Raw genomic sequence first — 21618 nt, forward strand, 5'->3', positions numbered from 1 at the left:
CGTCCATCCTGAAATCGGACGCGCTCGTGGAGAAGGTCTCGATCGACTCTGACGCCACCGAGGGCGCACTCGCGACGCATCCTCTCCTTGAGCCGCTCGCGGGCAGCGCGCTGCACTTCGAAGAGAGGGGATCTAGCTCGATCGGCAGAAGGCGAGCGATGGGCTTGCTCGCCTGGCGAACTCGTCGCCGCAGCCGCCAATCGCGGCGGGAAGCGTTCTGGGTAGCATTGGCATAATTTATGCTTCGTTCTGCTTCAACCCGAAGGCCGCGAGATAGCGCCGTGCGCTGATGTCCATCCGATACTCCTGCACCGCTTCCTTCAAAACATCGGGCGAGGGCGGATTGCGCAGGGTTTCTTCCATAGCCGCCGCCAGTGCCTCCACATCGCCGACCGGAACCAAGGCGCCGAAGGCACCGTCGCGGGTGATCTCACGCGGTCCGCTGCGACAATCGGTCGAGACCACGGGTTTGCCCAACGCGAGTGCTTCGGTCAGGACATTGGGCGAGCCTTCCCAGAGCGAAGAAAGTGCGAAGAGTTTGGCGCGCGCCAGAAAGCGGTAGGGATTGGGCTCGAAACCGGGCAGGGCCACGTCGTCCGCAACGCCGAGATCCCGCGCGAGGCGCAAGAGCCGCCCCTGTTGGCGGCCCTGTCCGAGGATCATCAGCCGGCAGGGCAGACGCGCATGCAGCAGGGCGAACGCCTTGATCAGGCTCGCAAAGTCCTTCTGGGTCCGCAGACCTCCGACGCCCATGATGACCGGGGGCTGGTCCGTGGCGAACCAGGGATGATCCAACGGCTCCCGGGCTTGTGCATAGAACTCGGGCGTGATGTTGGGGTTTCGCACCACCCGCACGCGACTCGGCGGGATACCCGTGACCGCGGCGATGTCCGCTGCGACGCCTTCGGACACGGCGACGACCCCGTCCGCCCGCTGAAAGAGGCTCCGCAACTCGCGCTGCTCCCACCAGCGTTTGAGGCGATTCTTCCCGCGCGCACGCCAGCGCTCGGACATGGTGGTCCCGGGGCGCAGGAAATACTGGGTGTCGGTCGACGAGGCCGCCTTCACCGCGAGCGCGATGCGATCGTCTTCGGTCTTGGCCGACAGGACGACAGCGGGTCGGCGGCGCTCGACATACTCGGCGAGGAAGCGCTGTCGCTCCCGCGGTGGAACACGGCCGAGTGCATGGAGGGTCACCGTCGCCGGGAGATTGTCCAGAAAAGGCGCCTCGCGCCGGCCGACCATGAAGTCGACCGGGACGCCCTGATCCGCGATCCCGCGAGCAATGTTGACCATCATGCGCTCTACCCCGCCGTCGCCGAAGCTCGGGATGAAGAGGCAGACCGGGCGCTGCACTGACTGAGGCAACGGCTCGGCGGTGGGTTGGTCCAACGGGGGCATGGCAGGTATCCATTACGCCTCGACAGACCGATCGGCAGGGTCGAGGCGTGTGTTGAGGTCCGAATCCGGGGCAGCGCGCCGGTGCGCCAGGCAAAGCGATCGCGCGTATCATACCTGTCCCGAGGCGATACCCAACATCCAGACAGCTCTTCGAGATGCCGATCTTATCCCAGCCGCATCGTCCAACGCCGCGCGTCCCCGTTGCCGACGGATGGTCGCGCGCCGGCCTATTCGGACTCTATGTCTTCGCATTTTTCGCGCTGCTGGGGATCACCCCGGCCACCGTCGGCCTGATTCTGCTGACCCTTATCTTCCTGATCCGATTCGACGCTTGGCGCGAGCTTGCACGGGACCCGGTCGCCCTGATAGCCCTGACCTTCGGCGTCTTTGTCGCGACGCACAGCCTGATCGCCTATTTCTTGGAGCCGACCCCCACACTCGCGCAAGCGGTCGCGGACAACAGCACGGATTGGGTGAAGCTCTTGCTCTTCATCCCGCTCGCCTACTGGGTCGCCGGACGTCCGGATCGGGTGCGGTTGGTTTTGATGCTGGGGCTCGCGGGCTTCACCCTCGCGACCTTCCGCAAGATCGATTGGGCGACCTTCGACGCCGCCTTTTTCTCGACGCGGTTCGACGCTTACCTTCCGTCGATCGCGTTCGGCATGTTCGCCGGGCTCGGGGCGCTCGGGCTCCTCGCGACGCGCCGCGCCTTCTGGATTGAGCGCGACCACCCTTGGCAGCGCTGGCTCGCGACGACGCTCTGGGCCGTATGGCTGCTGATCATGTTGGAAGGGTTGCTCCTGTCGCAGTCGCGCGGCTCCTGGCTCGGCTTTCTCGGCGGGTTGGCGATCTTAATGCTTCTGGAATGGCGGACCCGACACGCGACGACGGCAACACCGCCACGGCGACGTTGGCTTGCGATCGTCCTGGGCCTTGGTGCCCTGGGAGTGATCCTATCGAGCCAGTATCAGACCATCGAGATGCGTCTCACCGACCAGACCGACACCCTGCAACAGGTGATCAGCGGCGATGTGACCGGGGTGACCTCCGACCCGGTCGGCCTGCGCGTGAATGCCCTGCTCTTCACCTACGAGAAATGGCGCGAACGCCCGTGGTTCGGTTGGGGTGCGGGCACCAGCCGCGAATGGATCGCCACCAGCGGACGACCGGACACCCTCATGGACAACGTCGAGTGGCTGCCGCATCTGCACAACGCCTACGCCGAGACGCTGTTTCAATTCGGCTCGGTCGGTCTCCTGCTGGCCGTCGCGCTGGTCTGGGCCCTGGTGCGCGCGACCCGCGACGCATGTCGCGCCGGACGACTCCCGGCGGATCTCTGCCGGCTCTTCCTCGTCACGCTCGTCTTCGTGCTGATCTGGAATCTGTTCAACTATCGCGTGGTGCGCAGCGATTGGATGGTCTTCTGGATCCTGCTCGCCGGGACGGCCTACAGCTTCCGTCTCGCACAGTTGACGCAGCCCGCCGAGGACGAACGCGGGTGAAGATCCTCTTGGTGCGCCTCTCGGCGATCGGCGACATCGTCTTCGCCTCGCCCCTGATCGCGGCCCTGCGACGCGCCTATCCGCTGGCGCACATCGCTTGGCTGGTTCAGCCCGAGTATCGCTCTGTGCTGGACCGCCACCCGGATCTGGACGAGGTCATCGTCTGTCCGCTCGGTCACTGGCGGCGCCTGTGGCGCGAGCGGCGGCTGCGCGAGTTGATGTCGGGTATCGCGGCGCTGCGGACGAATCTGCGCGAACGGCGCTTCGACCTCGCCATCGACCTGCAGGGATTGCTGAAGAGCGGCGCCTTGACACGACTCTCGGGTGCTCGCGAGCGGATCGGCCTGGGCTCGCGTGAGGGCAGCCAATGGCTGATGACGCGGACGGTTGATCGCGGCGGGGATCCCCAGCGGATCGGCTCGGAGTATCTCCATCTGGCGCAGACCTTAGAGCTGCCGGCGGAGGACTTCGCGATGGCCGTGCATTACGGCGAGAGCGAGGCGGCCTTCGCCGATCGGATCATCGCCGAGCATCGTCTAAGCGACGGCTTTGCGGTGCTCTGCCCCTTCACGACGCGGCCGCAGAAACACTGGATCGAGGCGCGTTGGGCACCGCTTGCGGCACGCATCCAGGCGGATCTAGGCCTGACACCGGTGTTGCTCGGCGGGCCGGCGGATCGCGAGGCTGCGATACGGATCGGCGATGCGGCCGACGCCCCTTTGCTCGACCTCGCGGGCCGCACCAGCCTCATCGAGGCCGCCGCCCTGATCGACCGCGCATCGCTCCTCATCGGCGTGGATACCGGTCTGGGGCACATGGGCATCGCCTTCGGCACCCCGAGCCTGCTCCTTTTCGGCTCGACCTGCCCCTATCTCGACACCACCCGCGCGAACGCCCGTGTGCTGTACCACAAGCTCGACTGCTCGCCCTGCAAACGGCGCCCCACCTGCGACGGGGCCTTCACCTGCATGCGTCTGATCACGATCGACGAGGTCCTGGACGCGGCTCGCGACGTACTCGGAGCCGCGCCGTGAGGATCCTCCATGTCGAGGGCGGGCGTCACCTCTACGGCGGGGCCTATCAGGTGCTGCATCTGCTGCGCGGGCTCGCCGCACGCGGTCACGAGAATCTGCTCGCCTGCCCCGCGGGATGCGCGCTGGCTGAGGCCGCGGAGCCCGTCGCGCGGGTCTATGGCCTGGCGATGAGGGGCGATCTGGACCTAGCGATGGTCGTCCGCCTGAGACGCCTAATCCGTGCGAGCCGACCGGATCTGATCCACCTGCACAGCCGTATCGGTGCCGACGTCATGGGCGGCCTCGCGGCGCGCCTGACCGGGGCGCCGGTTGTCCACACCCGCCGGGTCGACAACCCCGAGCCTCGCTGGATGGTCGCGCTCAAGTACCGACTCTTCGATCGGGTCGTGGCCATCTCCGAGGGGATTCGCGATGTGCTGCTTGCCGAGGGGCTGCCCGCCGAGAAGCTGCGGGTCGTGCGCAGCGCGGTCGACTACGCCGCCTACGCCCGGCCCTGCGCTCGCGCGGCGATCGCAGCACGCCTCGGAGTGCCCGAGAACGCGCTCCTGATCGGGGTCGTCGCCCAACTGATTCAGCGCAAGGGGCACGCCGATCTGATCGAGGCGCTGCCCCCGTTGATGGATCGCTTCCCCGGCCTGCAGGTGCTCTTCTTCGGGAAAGGGCCACTCGCGGACACGCTCGCGGCACAGATCGCTCGAAAGGGTCTGACCGGGCGTATCCGACTCGTCGGATTCCGCGACGATCTCGCCGAGCTCATGCCCTGCCTGGATCTTCTCGTCCACCCGGCGCGCATGGAGGGACTCGGCGTCTCCTTGCTCCAGGCCGCCAGCGCCGGCGTGCCGATCGTCGCGTGCCGCGTCGGCGGCATCCCGGAGGCGGTGCACGACGACGAGAACGGGCTCCTGGTGCCCGCCGGCGACATCACGGCATTGCGAGCCGCACTGGACACCCTGCTCGCCGACCCCGAGCGTCGCCAAACGCTCGGCGCAGCCGGTCAGGCCCTGATGGCGCGGGAGTTTTCCATCGACGCCATGGTGGACGGGAACCTCGCGGTCTATCGCGAGCTGTGGGGCGAAGTTGCCCTGCGCCCCAAGGCGGGGTGACGGATTGCGACTTGACGTTTGGGGCCTCGGTGCGCAGGCTTCCCGCATCATCTCCGCCTGCCGGACCGACGCGGGCGAGCGGAAAAGATGTGCCTCCTGAATACATTCGCCCGCCACGATGGCCGGCTTCGTCTGGCGGCGATCCAACCCGCTAGACACGACAGACCGGAAACGACTCCAGCACGTTATGTCCGATCCATCCAGTCTCCAAATGGTCGCCAGCAAGGCCCTCGGCGGTGCCGAGCGCTGGGCGATCCGCTTCAGTCTTGCGCTCGCCGAGCGTGGAGCCCCCGTCGACTTGGCGATTCGCCGCGGCAGCGGTCTCGACGATCTCGACTACGGATCGCTCCAGGTCCATCGCCTACCCTTTCTCACCACATGGGATCCGCTCTCGCGTGATGCCGTCTCGCGCACCATCGGCCGGGTCCGCCCGGACATCGTCCAGACCTATATGGGGCGGGCCACACGGCTGACCCACCTGAGCCCGTTGAAAGGGCCGGTCCATCTCGCCCGGCTCGGCGGCTATTACGCGCTCGGCCCTTTTCGCCACGCCCACGGATGGATCGGCAACACCAGGCAGCTCTGTGACTGGATGGTTCAGAACGGTCTGCCGGCGGATCGCGTCCATCACATCTACAACTTCGCCGAGCCGGTGCATCCGGTGGCCCCGCAGCAAGTGGCCGAGCTGCGTGCTCGGCATGGCGTCCCGGACGAGGCATGGGTGATGGTCACCTTGGGAAGGCTGGTCGGCTTCAAGGGACATCGGCACCTCGTGGATGCCATGGCCAAGCTCCCGGAGACGATCGAGGGGCGACCACTCCGCTTGATCATCGTCGGTGATGGACCCCTGGGGCCGGCGCTGCAGCGTCAGGCGGTCGAGGTGGGACAGGACAAACGCATCCTCTGGACCGGATGGCAAAAGGATCCCTCGGCCTACCTCCAGATGGCGGATCTCGTCGTCTTCCCGTCCTTGGACGAGGAGCCGATGGGCAACGTCATCCTCGAGGCATGGGCCTGGCGCAAGCCTTTGGTAACGGCCAATTTTCGCGGGGCGCGCGAGATCGTGCGGCATGGTGAAGACGGCTGGGCCGTTCCTTGCGCGGACGCGGTCGCACTCGCCGGGGGGATTCGAGAGGTCCTGTCCGACCCGCCGCTCAGGTCCGGACTCGCCGAGCGCGGCCATGCGCGGGTGCAGCGCGATTTCAGTCGCGATGCCATCCTGGATCAGTATTTGGCCCTGTATCGGGAGCTTGTCCGCTGACGGCAGCTCGACCCGCCAGACGATCGGGGTTGGCACATGGCGAGGTCGGGGCTCAGTCGGCGTCGTCCCCACCGACCTGATCGCGTCGCTCGACCGTCTCCGGGTCTGCGGTAATCGGCCGGTAGATCTCGACCCGATCGCCGTCGCTCAAACGGGTCTCGAGCTTCACGAGCCGCCCGAAGATGCCGATCTTGTTCTCGGTCAGATCGATCTCGGGAAACTGGTCCAACAACCCGGAGCGCTCGATCGCCTCGTGCGCGGTGCTTCCATCCGGGACGTCGAGCTTGAGCCAGGTCTGCTTGAATTTGTCCGCGTAAGCGACACCGACATGCATGGATGAGACCCTCGAAACATGAGGCAAGGTTCGGGAACGGCTCAGGCAATCGCCCCGGCGGGTGACGCAGGCCGCTGGATCGCCGCGACTCGGGCGTCGATGAGACGCTTGCCGGCGAGCATGAAACCGAGCGCCAGAAACCCCCCGGGCGGCAAGACCGCAAGGAGGAAACCGCGGTACTCCGGAATCAGGGTCAGCTCGAGGAAGGCCATGCCGTCGCCGAGCAGCAGCTCGGCGTTGGCGAACAGGGTGCCGCTGCCGATGATCTCGCGGACCGCGCCCAGCAAAACCAAGACGAAGGTAAAACCGACGCCCATCATCAGCCCGTCGAAGGCCGCCGGGAGCACTGGATTGCGGGAGGCGAATGACTCGGCCCGGCCCAGGATGGCGCAGTTGGTCACGATCAGGGGGATAAAGAGACCCAAGACTTTGTGAAGGTCGTGTAGCCAAGCATTGAGCCCCAAGTCCACCAGGGTCACCAAGACGGCGATGATCAAGACAAACACAGGAATGCGCACCTCGGCCGTGATCAGACCACGCAGCATGGAGATCAGCAGCCCGGAGGCAACCAGTACGGCCGTCGTCGCGAGCCCCATTCCGAGCCCGTTGGTCGCCGTACCGGTGACCGCAAGCAGGGGACAAAGCGCGAGCGACTGGGCCAGGACCACGTTGTTGTGGAAGACGCCGTCGCGGGCGATTCGACCCCATGGGGTCCGGTCTTTGTCGTCTGTGGCTGTGCTCATATGGCCTCGATGCTCTCCATCCAGAAAGGGGCTGTGCGGCTCGACTCCGGACTCAGGGCTGCCGCGTCGTGACTGGGCTTCGCGCCAGGTCCGGGGTATCGACCTGAACGACCGCGTTGGCGGTCAGGGTGTCGCGGTGCTTGGCGAAGAGCTCCAGTCCGCCGCGCAATGCGCCGACGATCCCACGCGGGGTGATCGTCGCCCCGGTGAACTGGTCGAAATCACCACCGTCTTTCTTGACCGCCCAACGTTCGGCCGGCGGATTGCCGAGGCTCAAGCCATCGAAGCCCAAGATCCAGTCGCCTTTGGCGACCTCCATCTTGTCCCCTAGGCCCGGCGTCTCCGCATGCGACAGTACACGTGTCCCCAAGATCGTCCCGGTGGCATCCAGCCCGAGCAGCAGCTCGATCTTTCCGCCATAGCCGACGCCGCTGATCCGATAGGCCAGCCCCGTGACCTGCAGGCCCTGGAGCGCGCGGTAGACAATCAGCGTTTCGCCGTCCGGACCCTCCAGCGTGAGCGGATCGGCCAGCAGATCGTTGTCGTGGATCGCCGGCGGAATGACCTCCGCGAGCGACGCCTTGAGATCCTCGGCCTTTCGTAGCGCGATGGTGTCACGCGTGGCGATATCGCCCATCACCAGGAGGGCCGCGGCGATCAGCGTAAAGCCCCCAAGCAAACCCGCCTGGTAGCCGATGCGTTTTCGATAGCTGGGTTGGGCGATGGACGTCATTGGCGCATCTCTGCGTTGTCGGCGTATTCGATCGGCGTACCCCGCCGATCGCGTCCGTAGACGCGCGGCCGGATGTAATGGTCGATCATCGGGGTACAGGCGTTCATGAGCAGGATGGCGAAGGCGACCCCCTCGGGGTAGCCGGCCCAAGTACGAATCACATAGACCAGGACCCCGCAGCCGGCCCCGAAGACGATCTGGCCGAGCTTGGACACGGGCGAGGTCACCGGATCGGTCGCGATGAAGAAGGCGACCAACAGCGTCGCGCCGGAGACGATGTGATAGAGGGCCCCGGCATAGTGCTCGGGGTCGTAGAGATTCATCAGGGTCGCGAGGATCGCGAGGCTGCCGATCATCGCCACCGGCGTGTGCCAGGTGATGACCCGATTGGCCAGTAGGAAGAGCCCACCGAGCAGAATCAGCAGGGCAGAGGTCTCGCCCATACTGCCGGCGATGGTTCCGACGGCACCCGACACCAGGTAGGCAATGTCGGGGATGATCTCGGACAGACTCATGCCCTGACTCAGCTCGGTTCGAACATGACTCAGGAGCGTGGCGCCGGAGACAGCATCGAAGCCCGGTTGACCGAGACTGATCGCGACGCTCTGGAGGAACCCCGGCGCATCGGCGGAGAACAGCGGCATGGGTTGGACATAGCTGGTCATCTCCAGAGGAAAGGAGATCAACAGGGCCACCCGAGCCACCATCGCCGGATTGAAGAGGTTCTGACCGAGCCCGCCGAAGACATGCTTGGCAACCACAACGGCAATCACCGCTCCGATCGCACCGATCCACCAAGGCGCCCAGGGCGGCAGACTGACCGCTAGCAACCAACCGGCGAGCAGGGCCGAGCCGTCGAGCAGATAAAGACGCTGAGACTTTCCGGCGAGTTTCAGACAAGCCGACTCGGCGAGGAGCGCGGTACCGATCGTGGCGAAGAAGAGAAAAATCGCCGGCCAGCCGAACTGCCAGAATCCGAAGAGCGTCGCCGGCAAGAGGGCCAGCATCACCAAACTCATGGTGCGCTGGATGCTGGTGCGGGCGTGGGCGAAGGGGCCGGCGCTCGAGGCCGGGGTCTCGATCTGCATGTTAGGCCTCCGCTCTTATGGTCGGCGGCTCGGCTGCCGCCCCGGATGTCGCGATCGCGGCATCGGTCTCGGCTGTCTCGGCGGCCTTCTTCGCCGCAGCCTCGCGCTTGCGTTTCGCCATCGCCTCACGCTTGGCCTGCTTCATCGCCTCCATCCGGGCGGTGCGTTGCTCGGCCAGCCGCTTGGTCTCGGTCATCTTCTGCTTGGCGCGTCCGCGCGCGGCCATCTCGCCCTTGGCATAGTTGAAGTACTGCACCAGCGGGATATGGGCCGGGCAGACGTAGGCGCAGGATCCGCAACCGATGCAATCCATCAGTCCGAGGCTCACGGCACCTTCCAGATCGCCTGCACGGGTATGGGCAGCCATGTCGAGCGGTACCAGTCCGCAGGGACACGCCTGCACGCAGGTCGCACAACGAATACAGGGCATGGGCTCATGCCGGGTGACCTCGGCGGTCGTGAGTGCCAGCACGCCGTTACTGCCCTTGACCATGGGAACGCGCGTGCTCGGGAGCGGTTGGCCCATCATGGGACCGCCGCTGATAAGCTGCGCCGGCTGTTCCGCGAAGCCGCCGCAGTGCTCAAGCAGATCCTGCACTCGCGCTCCGAGAGGCACGCGCAGGTTGCGCGGCCGCGAAACGGCCCCGCCGCTGACGGTCACCACACGCGAGACCAGCGGCCGACCCCAGCGCAGCGCCTCGTGGACCGCGAAGGCGGTGGCGCCGTTGTGCACGACCACACCGATATCTGCGGTCAGTCCGCGCGCCGGTGTCTCGCGCCCGGTCAGCGACTGCACCAGATGCTTTTCGGACCCCATCGGGTAACGCGTCGGCAAGCGGGCGATGCGGATCCGCGGATCCGCCGAGGCGGCCAGCGCCATCGCGGCCTGCGCCTCGGGCTTGTTGTTCTCGATGGCGACGATGATCCGGTCGACCCCCAAGGCGTGCGCCATAATTCTGACCCCGTCGATGACCTCCTCGGCATGCTCGCGCATGAGCCGGTCGTCGCAGGTCAGATACGGCTCGCATTCAGCCCCGTTGATCACGAGGGTATGCAGGCGGTAGCGGGTACGCAGATTCAGCTTCACCGCGGACGGGAAGGTCGCGCCCCCCATTCCGACGATGCCGGCTGCTGCGACACGCGCAGCAATCTCCTCCGGCGCAAGCGCAAAGGGATCGGGAACGCCTTGAATCTCGTCCGACCAACGATCCTCGCCGTCGGGCTTCAGGGTCACGGTCCGCACCGAAAGCCCGGAGGCGTGATGCGCCGGGTAGCTCCCGACCCCCATCACCCGCCCCGAGGTGGGCGCATGCACCGGCGCCGATATGGCGCCCTGGCTGAGTGCGAGCAGCTCGCCCTTGGCCACCTGCTGACCGCGGCGCACGGCCGGCTTGGCAGGCGCACCGATATGCTGCTGCAGCGGGATGTGCAGCAACGCCGGCATCGGCAGGTCCTCGATCGCCTGCCCGGCCGCGAGGTGCTTATTGTCTTGCGGATGCACGCCGCCGCGGATCTTGAAGAGTTTCATCGTCGGGTCCTTCTTGCCTCTGCGTCTCGATCTTTAGGGCGTTGCGCGGGGGGTGCCTCCTGACTCCCGCCATCAGCCAAAACCGAAGCTGGTGGCCCGCCTAATGGCGCCAGCGCGCTCGGCTTCGGCCAATACCAGGTCTGCAGGGTCGGCGTGACCGGGCGCATCTCGATGCACTCGGTCGGGCAGACGTCGAAGCACAGCTCGCACCCGGTACAGGCGTCGGCGAAGACGCTGTGGATCATGTTGTTGGCCCCCATGATCGCGTCCGTCGGGCAGCGCTTGAAGCATTTGCAGCAGCCGATGCAGAGGTTCTCGTGGATGTGTGCGATCGCCGGCGCTTTGTCGGCAACTCCGGAGAGGTCGACGCTGACCCCGAGCACACCCGCGAGCTCCTCCGCCAGGGCACGTCCGCCCGGCGGACAGATGGTCACCGAGGCCGCGCCCGAGGCGATCGCCTCCGCTGCCGGCGCGCATCCGGGATAGCCGCATTGACCGCACTGCGAGCCGGGCAGCAGCTCCACGACCCGATCGGCGAGCGGATTCCCCTCGACCTTCAGATAGCGTGCGGCGAGGCCCAGGAGCCAACCCAAAATCAGGCCGAGTGTCGTGAGGCTAAAGATCGCGGCTATCATCGTGTTCCGATCTCGTTTAAGAATCCGTCATGTTGGTTGTGCCCTTCTAGGCGGCCAAGGAACTGCTGGTCCGCTGCCCTCCGAAACCCGACCCGAACCCCGTCGGCATCCGTCTCGAAAATCGTCACACCCGTGCAGCGCACCCCTTCATCGATCTCTCGCCCTCCGGAACGCGTCCCGCCATGGCCGCTGACCGGACAAGAGTTCGAGCGCTTCACCGATCCTTGCCTGTCGCGCCGACCGCGTTCCGCAGTTTCATGCCAGCCCGGCGAATCCCATGAAGGCCAGCGAAAGGAGCCCGGCTGCGATAAAGGCGATCGGTGTCCCGGTGAAGGCTGCCGGGACCTGCGCCAGAGCCAGTCGCTCGCGCATGCCGGCGAACAGCAGCATCACCAAGGTGAACCCAAGGGCCGAGCCGAACCCGTAGAGGACGCTTTCGAGGAATCCATGCGCCTCTTGGACATTCAGCAAGGCCACGCCCAGCACGGCGCAGTTCGTGGTAATGAGGGGGAGGAAGATCCCCAAGACCTGGTAGAGGGCGGGCGAAAGCTTGCGCACCGCCATCTCGGTAAATTGCACGACCGCGGCAATCACCAGGATGAAGGTCAGGATGCGGAGGAAACCGATATCCAGTGGCTGAAGCACAAACCATTCGAGCAGCCAGCTCGCAACCGCGGCCAAGGTCAGCACAAAGGTGGTGGCCAGACCCATCCCCAAGGCGGAGTCGAGCTTGTTCGACACCCCCATGAAGGGACAGAGCCCCAGGAATTTGACCAGCACGACGTTGTTGACCAACGCCGTGCCGAGAATCAGCATCACATACTCGCCCATCGGTGGAACGCCCTTGCGTCGCGACCTTGATGCCATAGCAGCAGCAAATGCGGTGCCAGCAACCGAGTGCGACGCGCGCACCGGATCGATCGGCGCCCTTCCAGATGGCGCTGGAGACCGAAATCGTCGCTTCATCAATCGATTGACCTCGCCTGGGGAGCGTGCGGCGCGGAACAGCCGGCATCCCGCCGGCGCGTCCGTCTCGCTCCTCGGCGTCATCCCTCCGGAGCCGGGCTGTCGCGGTGACAACAGAGATCACGGTTGCAGTTGCATCGAAATGTCGTAAAACTGACAGGGGTATCGACAGGGGCGCCTCCGACTGAGAGCGTTGGGCCGACGACATGCGCTGCGCTGTCCGAGCGGACTCGGGGTCGTCATGTGCCACACGCGCAGCTGTCATTTATGGCATTATAATTGCTTTAACTTTAGCCCACGTACAGGATTCAGGAGAGCGCCGTGCCGGTCCGAGAAGCCCCGGACACCGTCCAGCAGGTCGTCATCAACGCGCTCGGCGAGTTTCTGGCCTCGCCGCCGGACGGGACCCCGATCGAGGTTGTCGAGGCGCTGACCCTGATGGGCGGCAATGCGTTGGATCCGCTGCCTCCCCGCCTCTTCTTCGAAGCGGTCGAGCAGTCGCCCGTGGCTATCTCCATCACGGACCATAGAGCGGCGATCCTCTATGCGAATCGTGCCTTCGAAACCTTGACCGGTTACAGCCGCGAGGAGGTTTTGGGACAGAACGAGTCGATCCTCTCGAGCAACGCGACCCCCCCCAGCGTCTACCAACAGCTGTGGCAAACCATCCAGCGCAAGGAGACTTGGACGGGCACTCTGGTCAACCGCACCAAGGCGGGCCGCGACTATCTAGCCGAGTTGATCATCTCCCCGGTCCTAGACCGCGAAGGGGATCTTCAGTACTTCCTCGGGATGCATCGGGACGCGACCAAGGTCCACGAGCTCGAGGGGGCGCTGCGTCAACAGAAGGCGCGCATCGAGACGGTCCTGGATGCGGCCCCGGTGATCGTGGTCCTGCTCGACAGCAAGGGCCGGATCATCCTGGACAATCAAGAGTACAAAAAGCTGTTCGGGGATCTGCGCGGCAAGGAGCCGGCCGATGTTCTGCGCGCGGCGGTCAGCGAGCAGCTCGGCGTGGATGCCTTCGCCGCCTGTTTGGATGGGCGAGGCTTCAAGGATGTCGAGGTCGCCATCGAGATCCCGGGCTCGATGGGGCCGCGCTGGTTCGCCTGCTCGGGGACCCCGGTCGAGGAGACGGACGCCAGCGCTCGGACCTATTTCGGCCGACAGGTCCCCGGCGACCGGCGTTTGCTGCTCCTCGCGAGCGAGGTCACGGCGCGGAGGCGCGAGATCGAGCGCGCCCATCTGGAAAACCTACGCGCCAGGCTCGCCGAGCAGCAGTTGATGCACGGGATGCGCGAGGCCCTCGCCGCGGCCATCTATCAGATCCAGGTTCCGCTCAACGTCATCAACGCCGCCGCGGCCATGGTCCGCGGCGGTGCCGGCAACGTCGACACGCTCGCCGGGATGCTCGACCAGATCAGCGTCTCGGGGGCCAAGGCACTCGCGACGCTGACCTCGGCGCTGCCCGAGGAGCCGCGCGAGGCCGGGGTCATGGTCAACGTCAACGAGCTCCTGCGCCAGGTCCTGGAGCTAGAGACCGACCGGCTCTTGGCCACGGGGATCGTGGTCGATTGGCGCCCGGCGCATGTTCTGCCCGAGCTGCCGGGCCACAAGAATCAACTGCGCGCCTTGTTCAAGCACCTGCTCGACAATGCCATTCAGGCGCTCTGCGAAACCAACCGCGCACACCGCGAGCTGCGCCTGACGACCCGCCGGGTCGACGAAGCCGTCGAGGTCGAGATCGAAGACAACGGCCCGGGGATCCCGACCGAAGACCGTTACAAGGTGTTCGAGCCCTTCTACATCGGCTGGCGCAACCGCCGCGGCAAGGCCGGTATGGGTCTTGCGCTCAGTCAAGAGATCGTGAATGCCCACGGAGGCAGTATCGAGGTCGACCCGAAGATGACCGATGGCTGTCGGATTCGCCTGTCACTGACTGCTGTCCCCGACGACGACTGAGCTTGCACGGACCCTCATGAACGCCGACTTCCCCGTCCCCGGCAGCGCCGAGCAGGCCTGCCGGTTGGATCTGCTCGAATCCCAACTCAGCGCACTGTTCGAGGTGAGCTCGGTGCTCAGCCGTTCCCTCGATCTGCGCCAGACCCTGCGCGAGGTGCTCGGCGTGCTGCACGAGCGCGGCCGCCTTCGACACGGGATGGTCAGTCTCCTGAGCGAGGATCGCGGCGAGCTCTTGATCAGCGCGCTCCATACCGACGACCAGAACGCCGCAGACCGCATCGCCTATCGGCCCGGCGAGGGCATCATCGGCAGCATCCTCTCGCGTAATCGTCCCTGGATCCTGCCGCGCATCGGCGACGAGCCCCGCTTCCTCGATCGACTCAGCCTCTATGACCCGGACCTCCCCTTCATCGGCGTACCGATCCGACTCGGCGAAGGAGGTGCGATCGGTGTCTTCGCGGCGCAGCCCCCCTTCGCCGACGGACTGCTCGAGGAACGGGCGCGCTTTCTGGAGATGGTCGCCAATCTGATCGGCCAGGCGGTCCGTCTCGCCCGGACCGTCGAGGCCGAGCAGCAAGCCTTGCGCGAGGAGCGCGACAAGCTCCGTCGCGAGGTCAAAGGCACCCACGGCTTCGACAGCATCATCGGCCATACGGACGCCATGCGCCTGGTCTTCGATCAGGTGCGCCAAGTCGCGAAATGGAACACCACCGTCCTGATACGGGGCGAATCAGGCACCGGCAAGGAGTTGATCGCCGACGCCATCCATTACAACTCGCCACGCGCACGCGCCGCCTTCGTCAAACTCAACTGCGCCGCCCTGCCGGACAATCTGCTGGAATCCGAGCTCTTCGGCCACGAGAAGGGCGCCTTCACCGGCGCGATCAGCCAGCGCAAGGGCCGTTTCGAACAAGCCGACGGCGGCACGCTCTTTCTCGACGAGATCGGCGAGATCACCCCGGCCTTTCAGGCCAAGTTGCTGCGCGTCTTGCAGGAAGGCGAGTTCGAGCGGGTCGGCGGCGGGCGCACGCTCAAGGTGGACGTGCGGGTCATCGCCGCCACCAATCGCGACCTCGAGGCCGAGGTGCGGGCCGGCGACTTCCGCGAGGATCTTTACTACCGCTTGAACGTCATGCCGATTCGCATGCCCGCTCTTCGCGAGCGCATCGAGGACATCCCCGACCTCGCCCGCTTTCTCGTGGAAAAGGTCTCGCGCATGCAGGGACGCGAGCTCTCGATTACCGACAGTGCACTGCGCATCCTGATGCGTCACGACTGGCCCGGCAATGTCCGCGAGCTCGAGAACTGCATGGAGCGCGCCGCGGTCATGAGCGAGCAGGGGATCATCGACCGCGACGTGATCGAGCTGACGGGCTTGAACGTGGCTGCGCTCGCGAGCGAGCCGCTTCCGAGCACGCCCGCGAAGACCTCCACGATCGATTTCAACGACCCCGATATCGACGAGCGCGAGCGCGTCATCGCCGCGCTGGAAGAGGCCGGCTGGGTCCAGGCCAAGGCCGCGCGACTGCTCAACATGACACCGCGCCAGATCGCCTACCGGATTCAGACGCTGAACATCAAGATGCGGCAGTTTTAGGCCCCCGGCATCGTTCTGGCTTCTCGATCCGCGAGCCGGGTCACTCCAGCTTGAGGCCGAACGGAAAAGACACGGGCGAGTTCCGGGTATCCTCCTTCGCCTGGTCAGCGATTCGACTCTCTCTTCGATATTGAGAGCATCCCTCTCACAATCGCTTGTGGGTGCGTCTGAAAGCGGAGTGTTCAGAATTGTTTCACGAGCTCTGCCAGCATCCGCATGTCGGCGAGGAACCACCCAATCGCCGCGACGATCAAGCCGTCTCTGAGACTTGTCCGCCAGGTTCTTCCGCTCTTGCGGGGCGACCCGTAGCCAAGTCCGAAGAGCAGCGCCACAAGGCTGAGCTCGCTGAGTTGGAATGCAGCACCGAGGCTGAGCAAGCCGGCCGCCGCAGCCACGAAGAACAGCGTGGTCCACAACCACAGCATCAGCGCCGTGATGTTCGCTGGGCTCAATAACAATTCTTGGAGCTCGGGCGCGCTCACAGTTTTTCCCGTCGCGAACTCCCGACCGAACCCGTCGCCGTAGACGCTCGCGACATAGAGGCCCGTGCCCGTCACGAGGGTGAACAGCCCGACGATTCTCGCCGATGGCGGGCTGTACTCCAGCCCTCCCAGCACCGCGAGGATCATGATGCTCGTCGTTGTCAGCCGCGAGGGAATGCTGCCATCCGCGACCCCGGACCTGGCCGCGGCAATCAGCTTGGCTGACACCGTCGCCTGCCGGTCTCCGGCACCGCAACCGCGCTTGCGGACCTTCATGTTGCGTCTCCTTAGCGCGCCCAGTGGCGCTCCGGTGGCGCTCGAGGAACAGCGCAAGACCGCGCCATGCCGCGTCGGATTCCGGAAGATCGAGGTCCTGTTGGAACAGGTGCCACATGCCTTCTTAGACGAACAAGCCGATGATGGTCAGGTCCTCCGGGGCATCGTAGTCCGGTGTCCCGCCCTACAGGTGATACGCGTGATTGCGGATTAGGGTTACGGGCGTCCCGCTGATCAACTGGCGTCTCGGACGCGGTTCGTCTCTAGCGGTTCTCTTGGCGCCCCGTTCAGCTTCTCCCGTACCCCTTGCACCACATAATAGCTAACCGGAATCAGCAGGGTTCCGATGACCGTGGCCGCGAGCATGCCACCGAACACGGCGGTGCCGAGCGCGACCCGAGAGCCGGCGCCGGCACCGGTGGCGACCACCAGCGGGATGATGCCGAGCAGGAACGACAACGCGGTCATCATCACCGCGCGAAAGCGCAGTCGCGCGGCCTTGACCGCGGCGTCGTAGATGCTCAAGCCCTCGTTCTCGCGCTGTTCCTTGGCGAACTCGACGATCAGGATGGCGTTCTTGGCCGCGAGCCCGATCAGCATCACCAGACCAATCTGGGTATAGAGATTCACATCCAGACCGGCCGCACCGACCGTGGCGAGCGCACCGAACACGGCGACCGGCACCGCCAGCAGCACCGCGAACGGAATCGACCAGCTCTCGTACTGAGCCACCAGGAACAGGTAGACGAACAGCAGGGCCAGACCAAAGATGATCGGCGCCTGGCCGGCGGCCTGGATCTCCTGATAGGACATGCTGGTCCACTCGTAGCCGAAGCCCGCCGGCAGCGTCTGCTCGGCGGTCTGCTCCATGGCGGCGATGGCCTGGCCGGAGCTGAAACCGGGCGCCGGGCCGCCGGAGATGTCGGCGGAGCGGAATAGGTTGTAGCGCGACACCACCTGCGGACCGGTCTGAGACTCGACCTCAGCAAGGGTGGCTACCGGCACCATGTCGCCCTGCTTGTTGCGCACGAACAGCCGCAGAATATCGCTCGGGGTGTTGCGGAAGTCGCCCTCGGCCTGGGCCAGGACGCGCCAGGTGCGACCGAATTTGTTGAAGTCGTTGATGTAGGTCGAGCCGAGCTGGGCCTGCAGCGTCGCGAACAGCTCGCTCATCGGCACCTGCAGGGTCTGCACCTTGTCGCGGTTCACGTCCAGGAACAGCATCGGCACGTCGGCGCGGAAGGTGCTGAAGGCGGAGCCGACCGCGGGCTGCTCGTTGGCGGCGACGATCAGGCCGCGCATGACCGACGCAAACTCCTGGATGTCGCCGCCGCTGTAGTCCTGCAGCACGAACGAGAAACCGCCGGAGCTGCCAAGACCGGGGATGGCCGGCGGCACGAACGGGATCACGTTGGCGTCGGCGGTGTCGGCCGCGATCTGCTGCGCCCGGGCGACGATGGCCGGCAGGCGCAGACCCGGCTCGGAGCGTTCGGCCCAAGGCGCCAGGATCGGGATCACCAGCGCGCTGTTGGAGCCGAAGGCGCTGTTCAGCATCGAGTAGCCAGCCACCGAGATGACATTGGTCACGCCCGGGATCTCGCGCAACTGCTCCTCGACCCGGTCCAGCGCGGTCTCGGTGCGGGTCAGCGACGCCGCGTCCGGCAACTGCACCTCGATGAAGAAATAGCCCTGATCCTCTTCCGGCAGGAAGCCGGACGGCAGGTTGATGAACATCCAGACCGTGGCGGCGATCAATCCCGCATACAGCAGCACCATCAGCGTGGCCCGACGCACGGTCGTTTCCACCGCGGCCGTGTAGCCGTTGGTCAGTTTGCCGAACAGGACATTGAACCAGTTGAGCCATTTGAGCGGCTCCTGGCCGGGTTTGAGCAACACCGAGCACAAGGCCGGGCTCAGCGTCAGCGCATTGACGGAGCTGATGGCGACTGCCACCGAGATGGTGACGGCGAACTGTTGGTAGAGCTGGCCGGTGATGCCGGGCATGAAGCCCACCGGCACGAACACCGCGAGCAGCACCAGCGTGGTGGCGATGACCGCGCCGCCGACCTGATCCATGGCCTTGGCCGTCGCTGCCTTGGGATCGAGTCCCTCCTCGTCCATGATGCGCTGGACGTTCTCGACCACGATGATGGCGTCGTCGACGACGATACCGATGGCCAGGATCAGCGCGAACAGCACGATGGTGTTGAGCGTGAAGCCAGCAACGGCCAGGAAGGCGAAGGTGCCGATCAGCGACACCGGGATGGCGATACCGGGGATCAGCGTCGAGCGCCAATCGCCGAGGAAGATGAACACCACCAGCACCACCAGCGCGATGGCGATCAACAGCGTCTCCTTGACCTCGGCAATCGACGCCTCGATGAAATTGGTCGTGTCATAGAGGATCGCGTAGTCCATATCGTCCGGAAAGCGTGCGGACAGGTCCTCGAGCGCGGCCTTGACCTGATCCGCCACCGACAGGGCGTTCGCGTCCGGTGTCTGGTAGACCGCCAGCACCACCGACGGCTGACCGTCGAGCCGCCCTGCGGCCGAGTAGGCCTGGGCGCCGAGCTCGACGCGGGCGACGTCCTTGACGCGGATCGCCGAGCCGTCTGGCTCGATACGGATAATGATGTTGGCGAACTCGTCCACCTCGGACAGTCGGCCCTTGGTGGTGACGGTGTACTGGAACTGCTGGTCCGTCGGCGCCGGCGGCGCGCCGATCTGTCCCGCCGGCACCTGCACGTTCTGCTCGGCCACGGCGTTCTGCAGGTCGGAGACGCTGACACCGAGCGCGGTCATGCGGTCCGGCTTCAGCCAGAAGCGCATGCCGTAGTCCATCACGCCCAGGATCTCGGCCTTGCCGACGCCCTTCACCCGCCCCAGCGTGTCCTTGACGTTGATGGTGGCGTAGTTATTCAGGTACAGCGAGTCGAACGTCTGCTCCGGCGAGAAGATGTTGACGATCAGCAGCATATTGGTGGACTGCTTCTCGGTCTTCACACCTTGGCGCTGCACCTCTTGGGGCAGCGACGGCATCGCGGTGGAGACGCGGTTTTGCACCTTCACTTGCGCCATGTCGGCATCGGTGCCGATATCGAAGGTCACGGTGAGGCTGTAGCGGCCGTCGTTGTCGGACTTGCTGGACATGTAGATCATGCCCTCGACGCCGTTGATCTCCTGTTCGATGGGCGCGGCGACGGTCTGCTCCACGACGTCGGCGCTGGCGCCGGCATACTGGGTGCTGACGCTGACCGTGGGCGGCGTGATCTCCGGGAACTGCGCCACCGGCAGTCCCATCAGCGCCAACGCGCCGGCCAGCGAGATGACGATGGAGATGACGAAGGCGAACTTGGGCCGGGTGATGAAGAATTTGGACAGCGGCATCGGGCGGCTCCTTTATTGGGCCTGGTGGGGCGCGGGCGGTTCTTGTGAGTACCGGCTATTGGGTCTCGTCCGGGGTCTTCTGCTCGCCGCCCGATTCGTCTTCCGCGGTCGCGCTGTCCATCGGGTCACTCGGCGCCGCCGATAGCTCGGGCTTCACCGTCAGCCCCGGGCGCACCTTCTGCACGCCATAGAGGATGACCCGCTCGCCGGGCTTCAGGCCCTCGCTGACCACCAGATTCGGCCCGAAGCGTTGGCCGGTCTCGATCCGTCGCGCCTCGACCTTGTCCTCATCGTTCACCAGCAAGACGTAGGCGCCTCCCTGGTCGGTCAGCACCGCCGCTTGCGGAATCATCACCGCATCGATGGCCTCCTTGCGCTCGATGACCACGGTCACAAACTGCCCCGGCAACAGCAGGCGATCCGGGTTCTCGAACTCGGCGCGGATCAGCACCGTGCCGGTCTTCTCGTCCACCTTGTTGTCGATGAAGTCGAAGCGGCCCGCGTGTTCGTAGAGGCTGCCATCCGGCAGGCGGACCAGAGGCACATGCGTGAACTCGTCGACGGACTCCCCCTGGCGCTTGGCCTCGACGTCCTCTTGCACGAGCTCCAGGTACCAGGTCTCGGCGATGGCGAAGGCGACCTTGACCGGGTCCATCCGGTTGATGGTCGCCAACACGCCGGACTCCGGACCGATCAGATTGCCGACGTCGAGGGCGGCGAGGTCGATGCGACCTCCGATTGGAGCGACGACCTGCGTGTAGTCGACATTGAGCTGGGCCTTTTCGATATTCGCCTGGGCGGTCTGTACCGTGGCCTCCTGCACCAGCACCTCGGCCTCGGCCTCGTCGACCTTTTGCTGGCTGACGTTCTTGTCCTTGACCAATTCCTTGTAGCGAGCCAGGTCGACCTGGGCGCGGTTCAGCGAGGCATTGGCCGCGGCCAGTTCCGCCTCGGCCTGGGCCAGGGTCGCTTGATATTGCTTGGGCTCGATCTTGAACAGCACCTGCCCCTGCTCGACAACGCCGCCCTCCTGGAAACTGCGCTCCTCCAAAAAGCCGGTCACCCTGGCCCGCAGCGCCACGGTCTCGGCGGCGCGGATCTTGCCGACGAACTCGAAGAATGGATTGACCTGCTGCTCGGCGACCTCGATGACCCCCACCGCGGGTGGCTCCGACGCTTGTTGCTGCTGCTCACCGGACGAACAACCGGTTAATCCGATCGCGGCACCGATCAGGCCAACAAAAACGCTGCGAAACAGCGAGCGGCGGTGATGGGCGACAAAGGGCAACGTGCCGGCCCGGCGTGCGTCAGCGGTCTGCATGATGCGATAACTCCTTGCAGGACGAAGGGAAAGCGGATTCGGAAGCGGGCGAGGTGATCAACCTGACAGCGGCCAACCGTGCTGAGGCCGCATTGTTGCATCCCTAGCTTACTTGAGGGCGCCAAATGTTTGCAGATGCGTCAAGCTTTATGGCCAGCACCCGCTTTCTGCCACGTCATCAGTGCCAAGGGCCAAGGACCAAAGAAGCGCATGCGTTCTGAGCAGCGGTCCTCGGCCCTGGGCGCTTGGCTCACTTGACTATTGC

At 65.5% G+C, this 21618-nt stretch carries 16 protein-coding genes and 1 pseudogene; 6 read left to right on the forward strand and 11 right to left on the reverse strand.

Annotated elements, in window-relative coordinates; genetic code table 11:
- Positions 1-237: 237 nt before the first annotated feature.
- On the reverse strand, positions 238-1401 hold the full coding sequence (locus LT988_RS11465) for a glycosyltransferase (protein WP_232410261.1): 1164 nt from the start codon (positions 1399-1401) through the stop codon (positions 238-240).
- A gap of 155 nt (positions 1402-1556) precedes the next feature.
- Here LT988_RS11465 and LT988_RS11470 point away from each other — a divergent pair, with 155 nt between their 5' ends.
- From LT988_RS11470 to LT988_RS11485, 4 genes are all read left to right on the forward strand, one after another.
- Positions 1557-2903 (forward strand): O-antigen ligase family protein, encoded by a 1347-nt coding sequence (locus LT988_RS11470; RefSeq protein WP_232410262.1) that lies wholly within the window; start codon positions 1557-1559, stop codon positions 2901-2903.
- The gene (locus LT988_RS11475) at positions 2900-3937 is read left to right on the forward strand and encodes a glycosyltransferase family 9 protein (RefSeq protein WP_232410263.1); all 1038 of its coding nucleotides are present in this window, start codon (positions 2900-2902) and stop codon (positions 3935-3937) included. The genes LT988_RS11470 and LT988_RS11475 overlap by 4 nt, the downstream gene beginning before the upstream one ends.
- The gene (locus LT988_RS11480) at positions 3934-5040 is read left to right on the forward strand and encodes a glycosyltransferase (protein ID WP_232410264.1); all 1107 of its coding nucleotides are present in this window, start codon (positions 3934-3936) and stop codon (positions 5038-5040) included. Before LT988_RS11475 ends, LT988_RS11480 begins: the two co-directional genes overlap by 4 nt.
- Before the next feature lie 187 nt (positions 5041-5227).
- The gene (locus LT988_RS11485; protein ID WP_232410265.1) at positions 5228-6301 is read left to right on the forward strand and encodes a glycosyltransferase; all 1074 of its coding nucleotides are present in this window, start codon (positions 5228-5230) and stop codon (positions 6299-6301) included.
- A 52-nt stretch (positions 6302-6353) separates the two neighbouring features.
- On the opposite strand, the gene LT988_RS11490 is transcribed toward LT988_RS11485, so the two are convergent.
- From LT988_RS11490 to rsxA, 7 genes and pseudogenes are all read right to left on the reverse strand, one after another.
- Complete coding sequence (locus tag LT988_RS11490; protein ID WP_232410266.1) at positions 6354-6635, reverse strand: RnfH family protein; 282 nt, start codon at positions 6633-6635, stop codon at positions 6354-6356.
- A 41-nt stretch (positions 6636-6676) separates the two neighbouring features.
- Entirely contained in the window at positions 6677-7378 is a 702-nt protein-coding gene (locus LT988_RS11495) for an electron transport complex subunit E (protein WP_232410267.1), read from the reverse strand.
- Positions 7379-7430: 52 nt separating this feature from the next.
- A complete protein-coding gene (locus tag LT988_RS11500; protein WP_232410268.1) occupies positions 7431-8111 on the reverse strand; it encodes an RnfABCDGE type electron transport complex subunit G in 681 nt (226 codons plus the stop codon).
- Complete coding sequence (locus tag LT988_RS11505; protein WP_232410269.1) at positions 8108-9199, reverse strand: RnfABCDGE type electron transport complex subunit D; 1092 nt, start codon at positions 9197-9199, stop codon at positions 8108-8110. The genes LT988_RS11500 and LT988_RS11505 overlap by 4 nt, the downstream gene beginning before the upstream one ends.
- Position 9200: 1 nt before the next feature.
- Positions 9201-10727, reverse strand: coding sequence for an electron transport complex subunit RsxC (gene rsxC, locus LT988_RS11510; protein WP_232410270.1), 1527 nt, complete (start codon positions 10725-10727; stop codon positions 9201-9203).
- Between the two features lie 107 nt (positions 10728-10834).
- A pseudogene (rsxB, locus tag LT988_RS11515) lies at positions 10835-11362 on the reverse strand (electron transport complex subunit RsxB); the annotation flags it as partial.
- Positions 11363-11617: 255 nt separating this feature from the next.
- Positions 11618-12193, reverse strand: coding sequence for an electron transport complex subunit RsxA (gene rsxA / locus LT988_RS11520; RefSeq protein ID WP_232410272.1), 576 nt, complete (start codon positions 12191-12193; stop codon positions 11618-11620).
- A gap of 456 nt (positions 12194-12649) precedes the next feature.
- Here rsxA and nifL point away from each other — a divergent pair, with 456 nt between their 5' ends.
- The gene (gene nifL, locus LT988_RS11525) at positions 12650-14290 is read left to right on the forward strand and encodes a nitrogen fixation negative regulator NifL (RefSeq protein ID WP_232410273.1); all 1641 of its coding nucleotides are present in this window, start codon (positions 12650-12652) and stop codon (positions 14288-14290) included.
- 16 nt (positions 14291-14306) lie between these two features.
- A complete protein-coding gene (nifA, locus tag LT988_RS11530; RefSeq protein WP_232410274.1) occupies positions 14307-15887 on the forward strand; it encodes a nif-specific transcriptional activator NifA in 1581 nt (526 codons plus the stop codon).
- 182 nt (positions 15888-16069) lie between these two features.
- Here nifA and LT988_RS11535 read toward each other — a convergent pair whose 3' ends face one another.
- The 3 genes from LT988_RS11535 to LT988_RS11545 form a co-directional block, all read right to left on the reverse strand.
- Positions 16070-16645 (reverse strand): hypothetical protein, encoded by a 576-nt coding sequence (locus LT988_RS11535; protein WP_232410275.1) that lies wholly within the window; start codon positions 16643-16645, stop codon positions 16070-16072.
- A gap of 234 nt (positions 16646-16879) precedes the next feature.
- Positions 16880-20032 carry an efflux RND transporter permease subunit gene (locus tag LT988_RS11540; protein WP_232410276.1) on the reverse strand — a complete coding sequence of 1051 codons (3153 nt, stop codon included), beginning with the start codon at positions 20030-20032 and terminating at the stop codon, positions 16880-16882.
- 55 nt (positions 20033-20087) lie between these two features.
- Complete coding sequence (locus LT988_RS11545; RefSeq protein WP_232410277.1) at positions 20088-21353, reverse strand: efflux RND transporter periplasmic adaptor subunit; 1266 nt, start codon at positions 21351-21353, stop codon at positions 20088-20090.
- Positions 21354-21618: the final 265 nt, after the last annotated feature.

Source organism: Thiocapsa bogorovii, from assembly GCF_021228795.1.
Taxonomy (GTDB): Bacteria; Pseudomonadota; Gammaproteobacteria; order Chromatiales; family Chromatiaceae; genus Thiocapsa; species Thiocapsa bogorovii.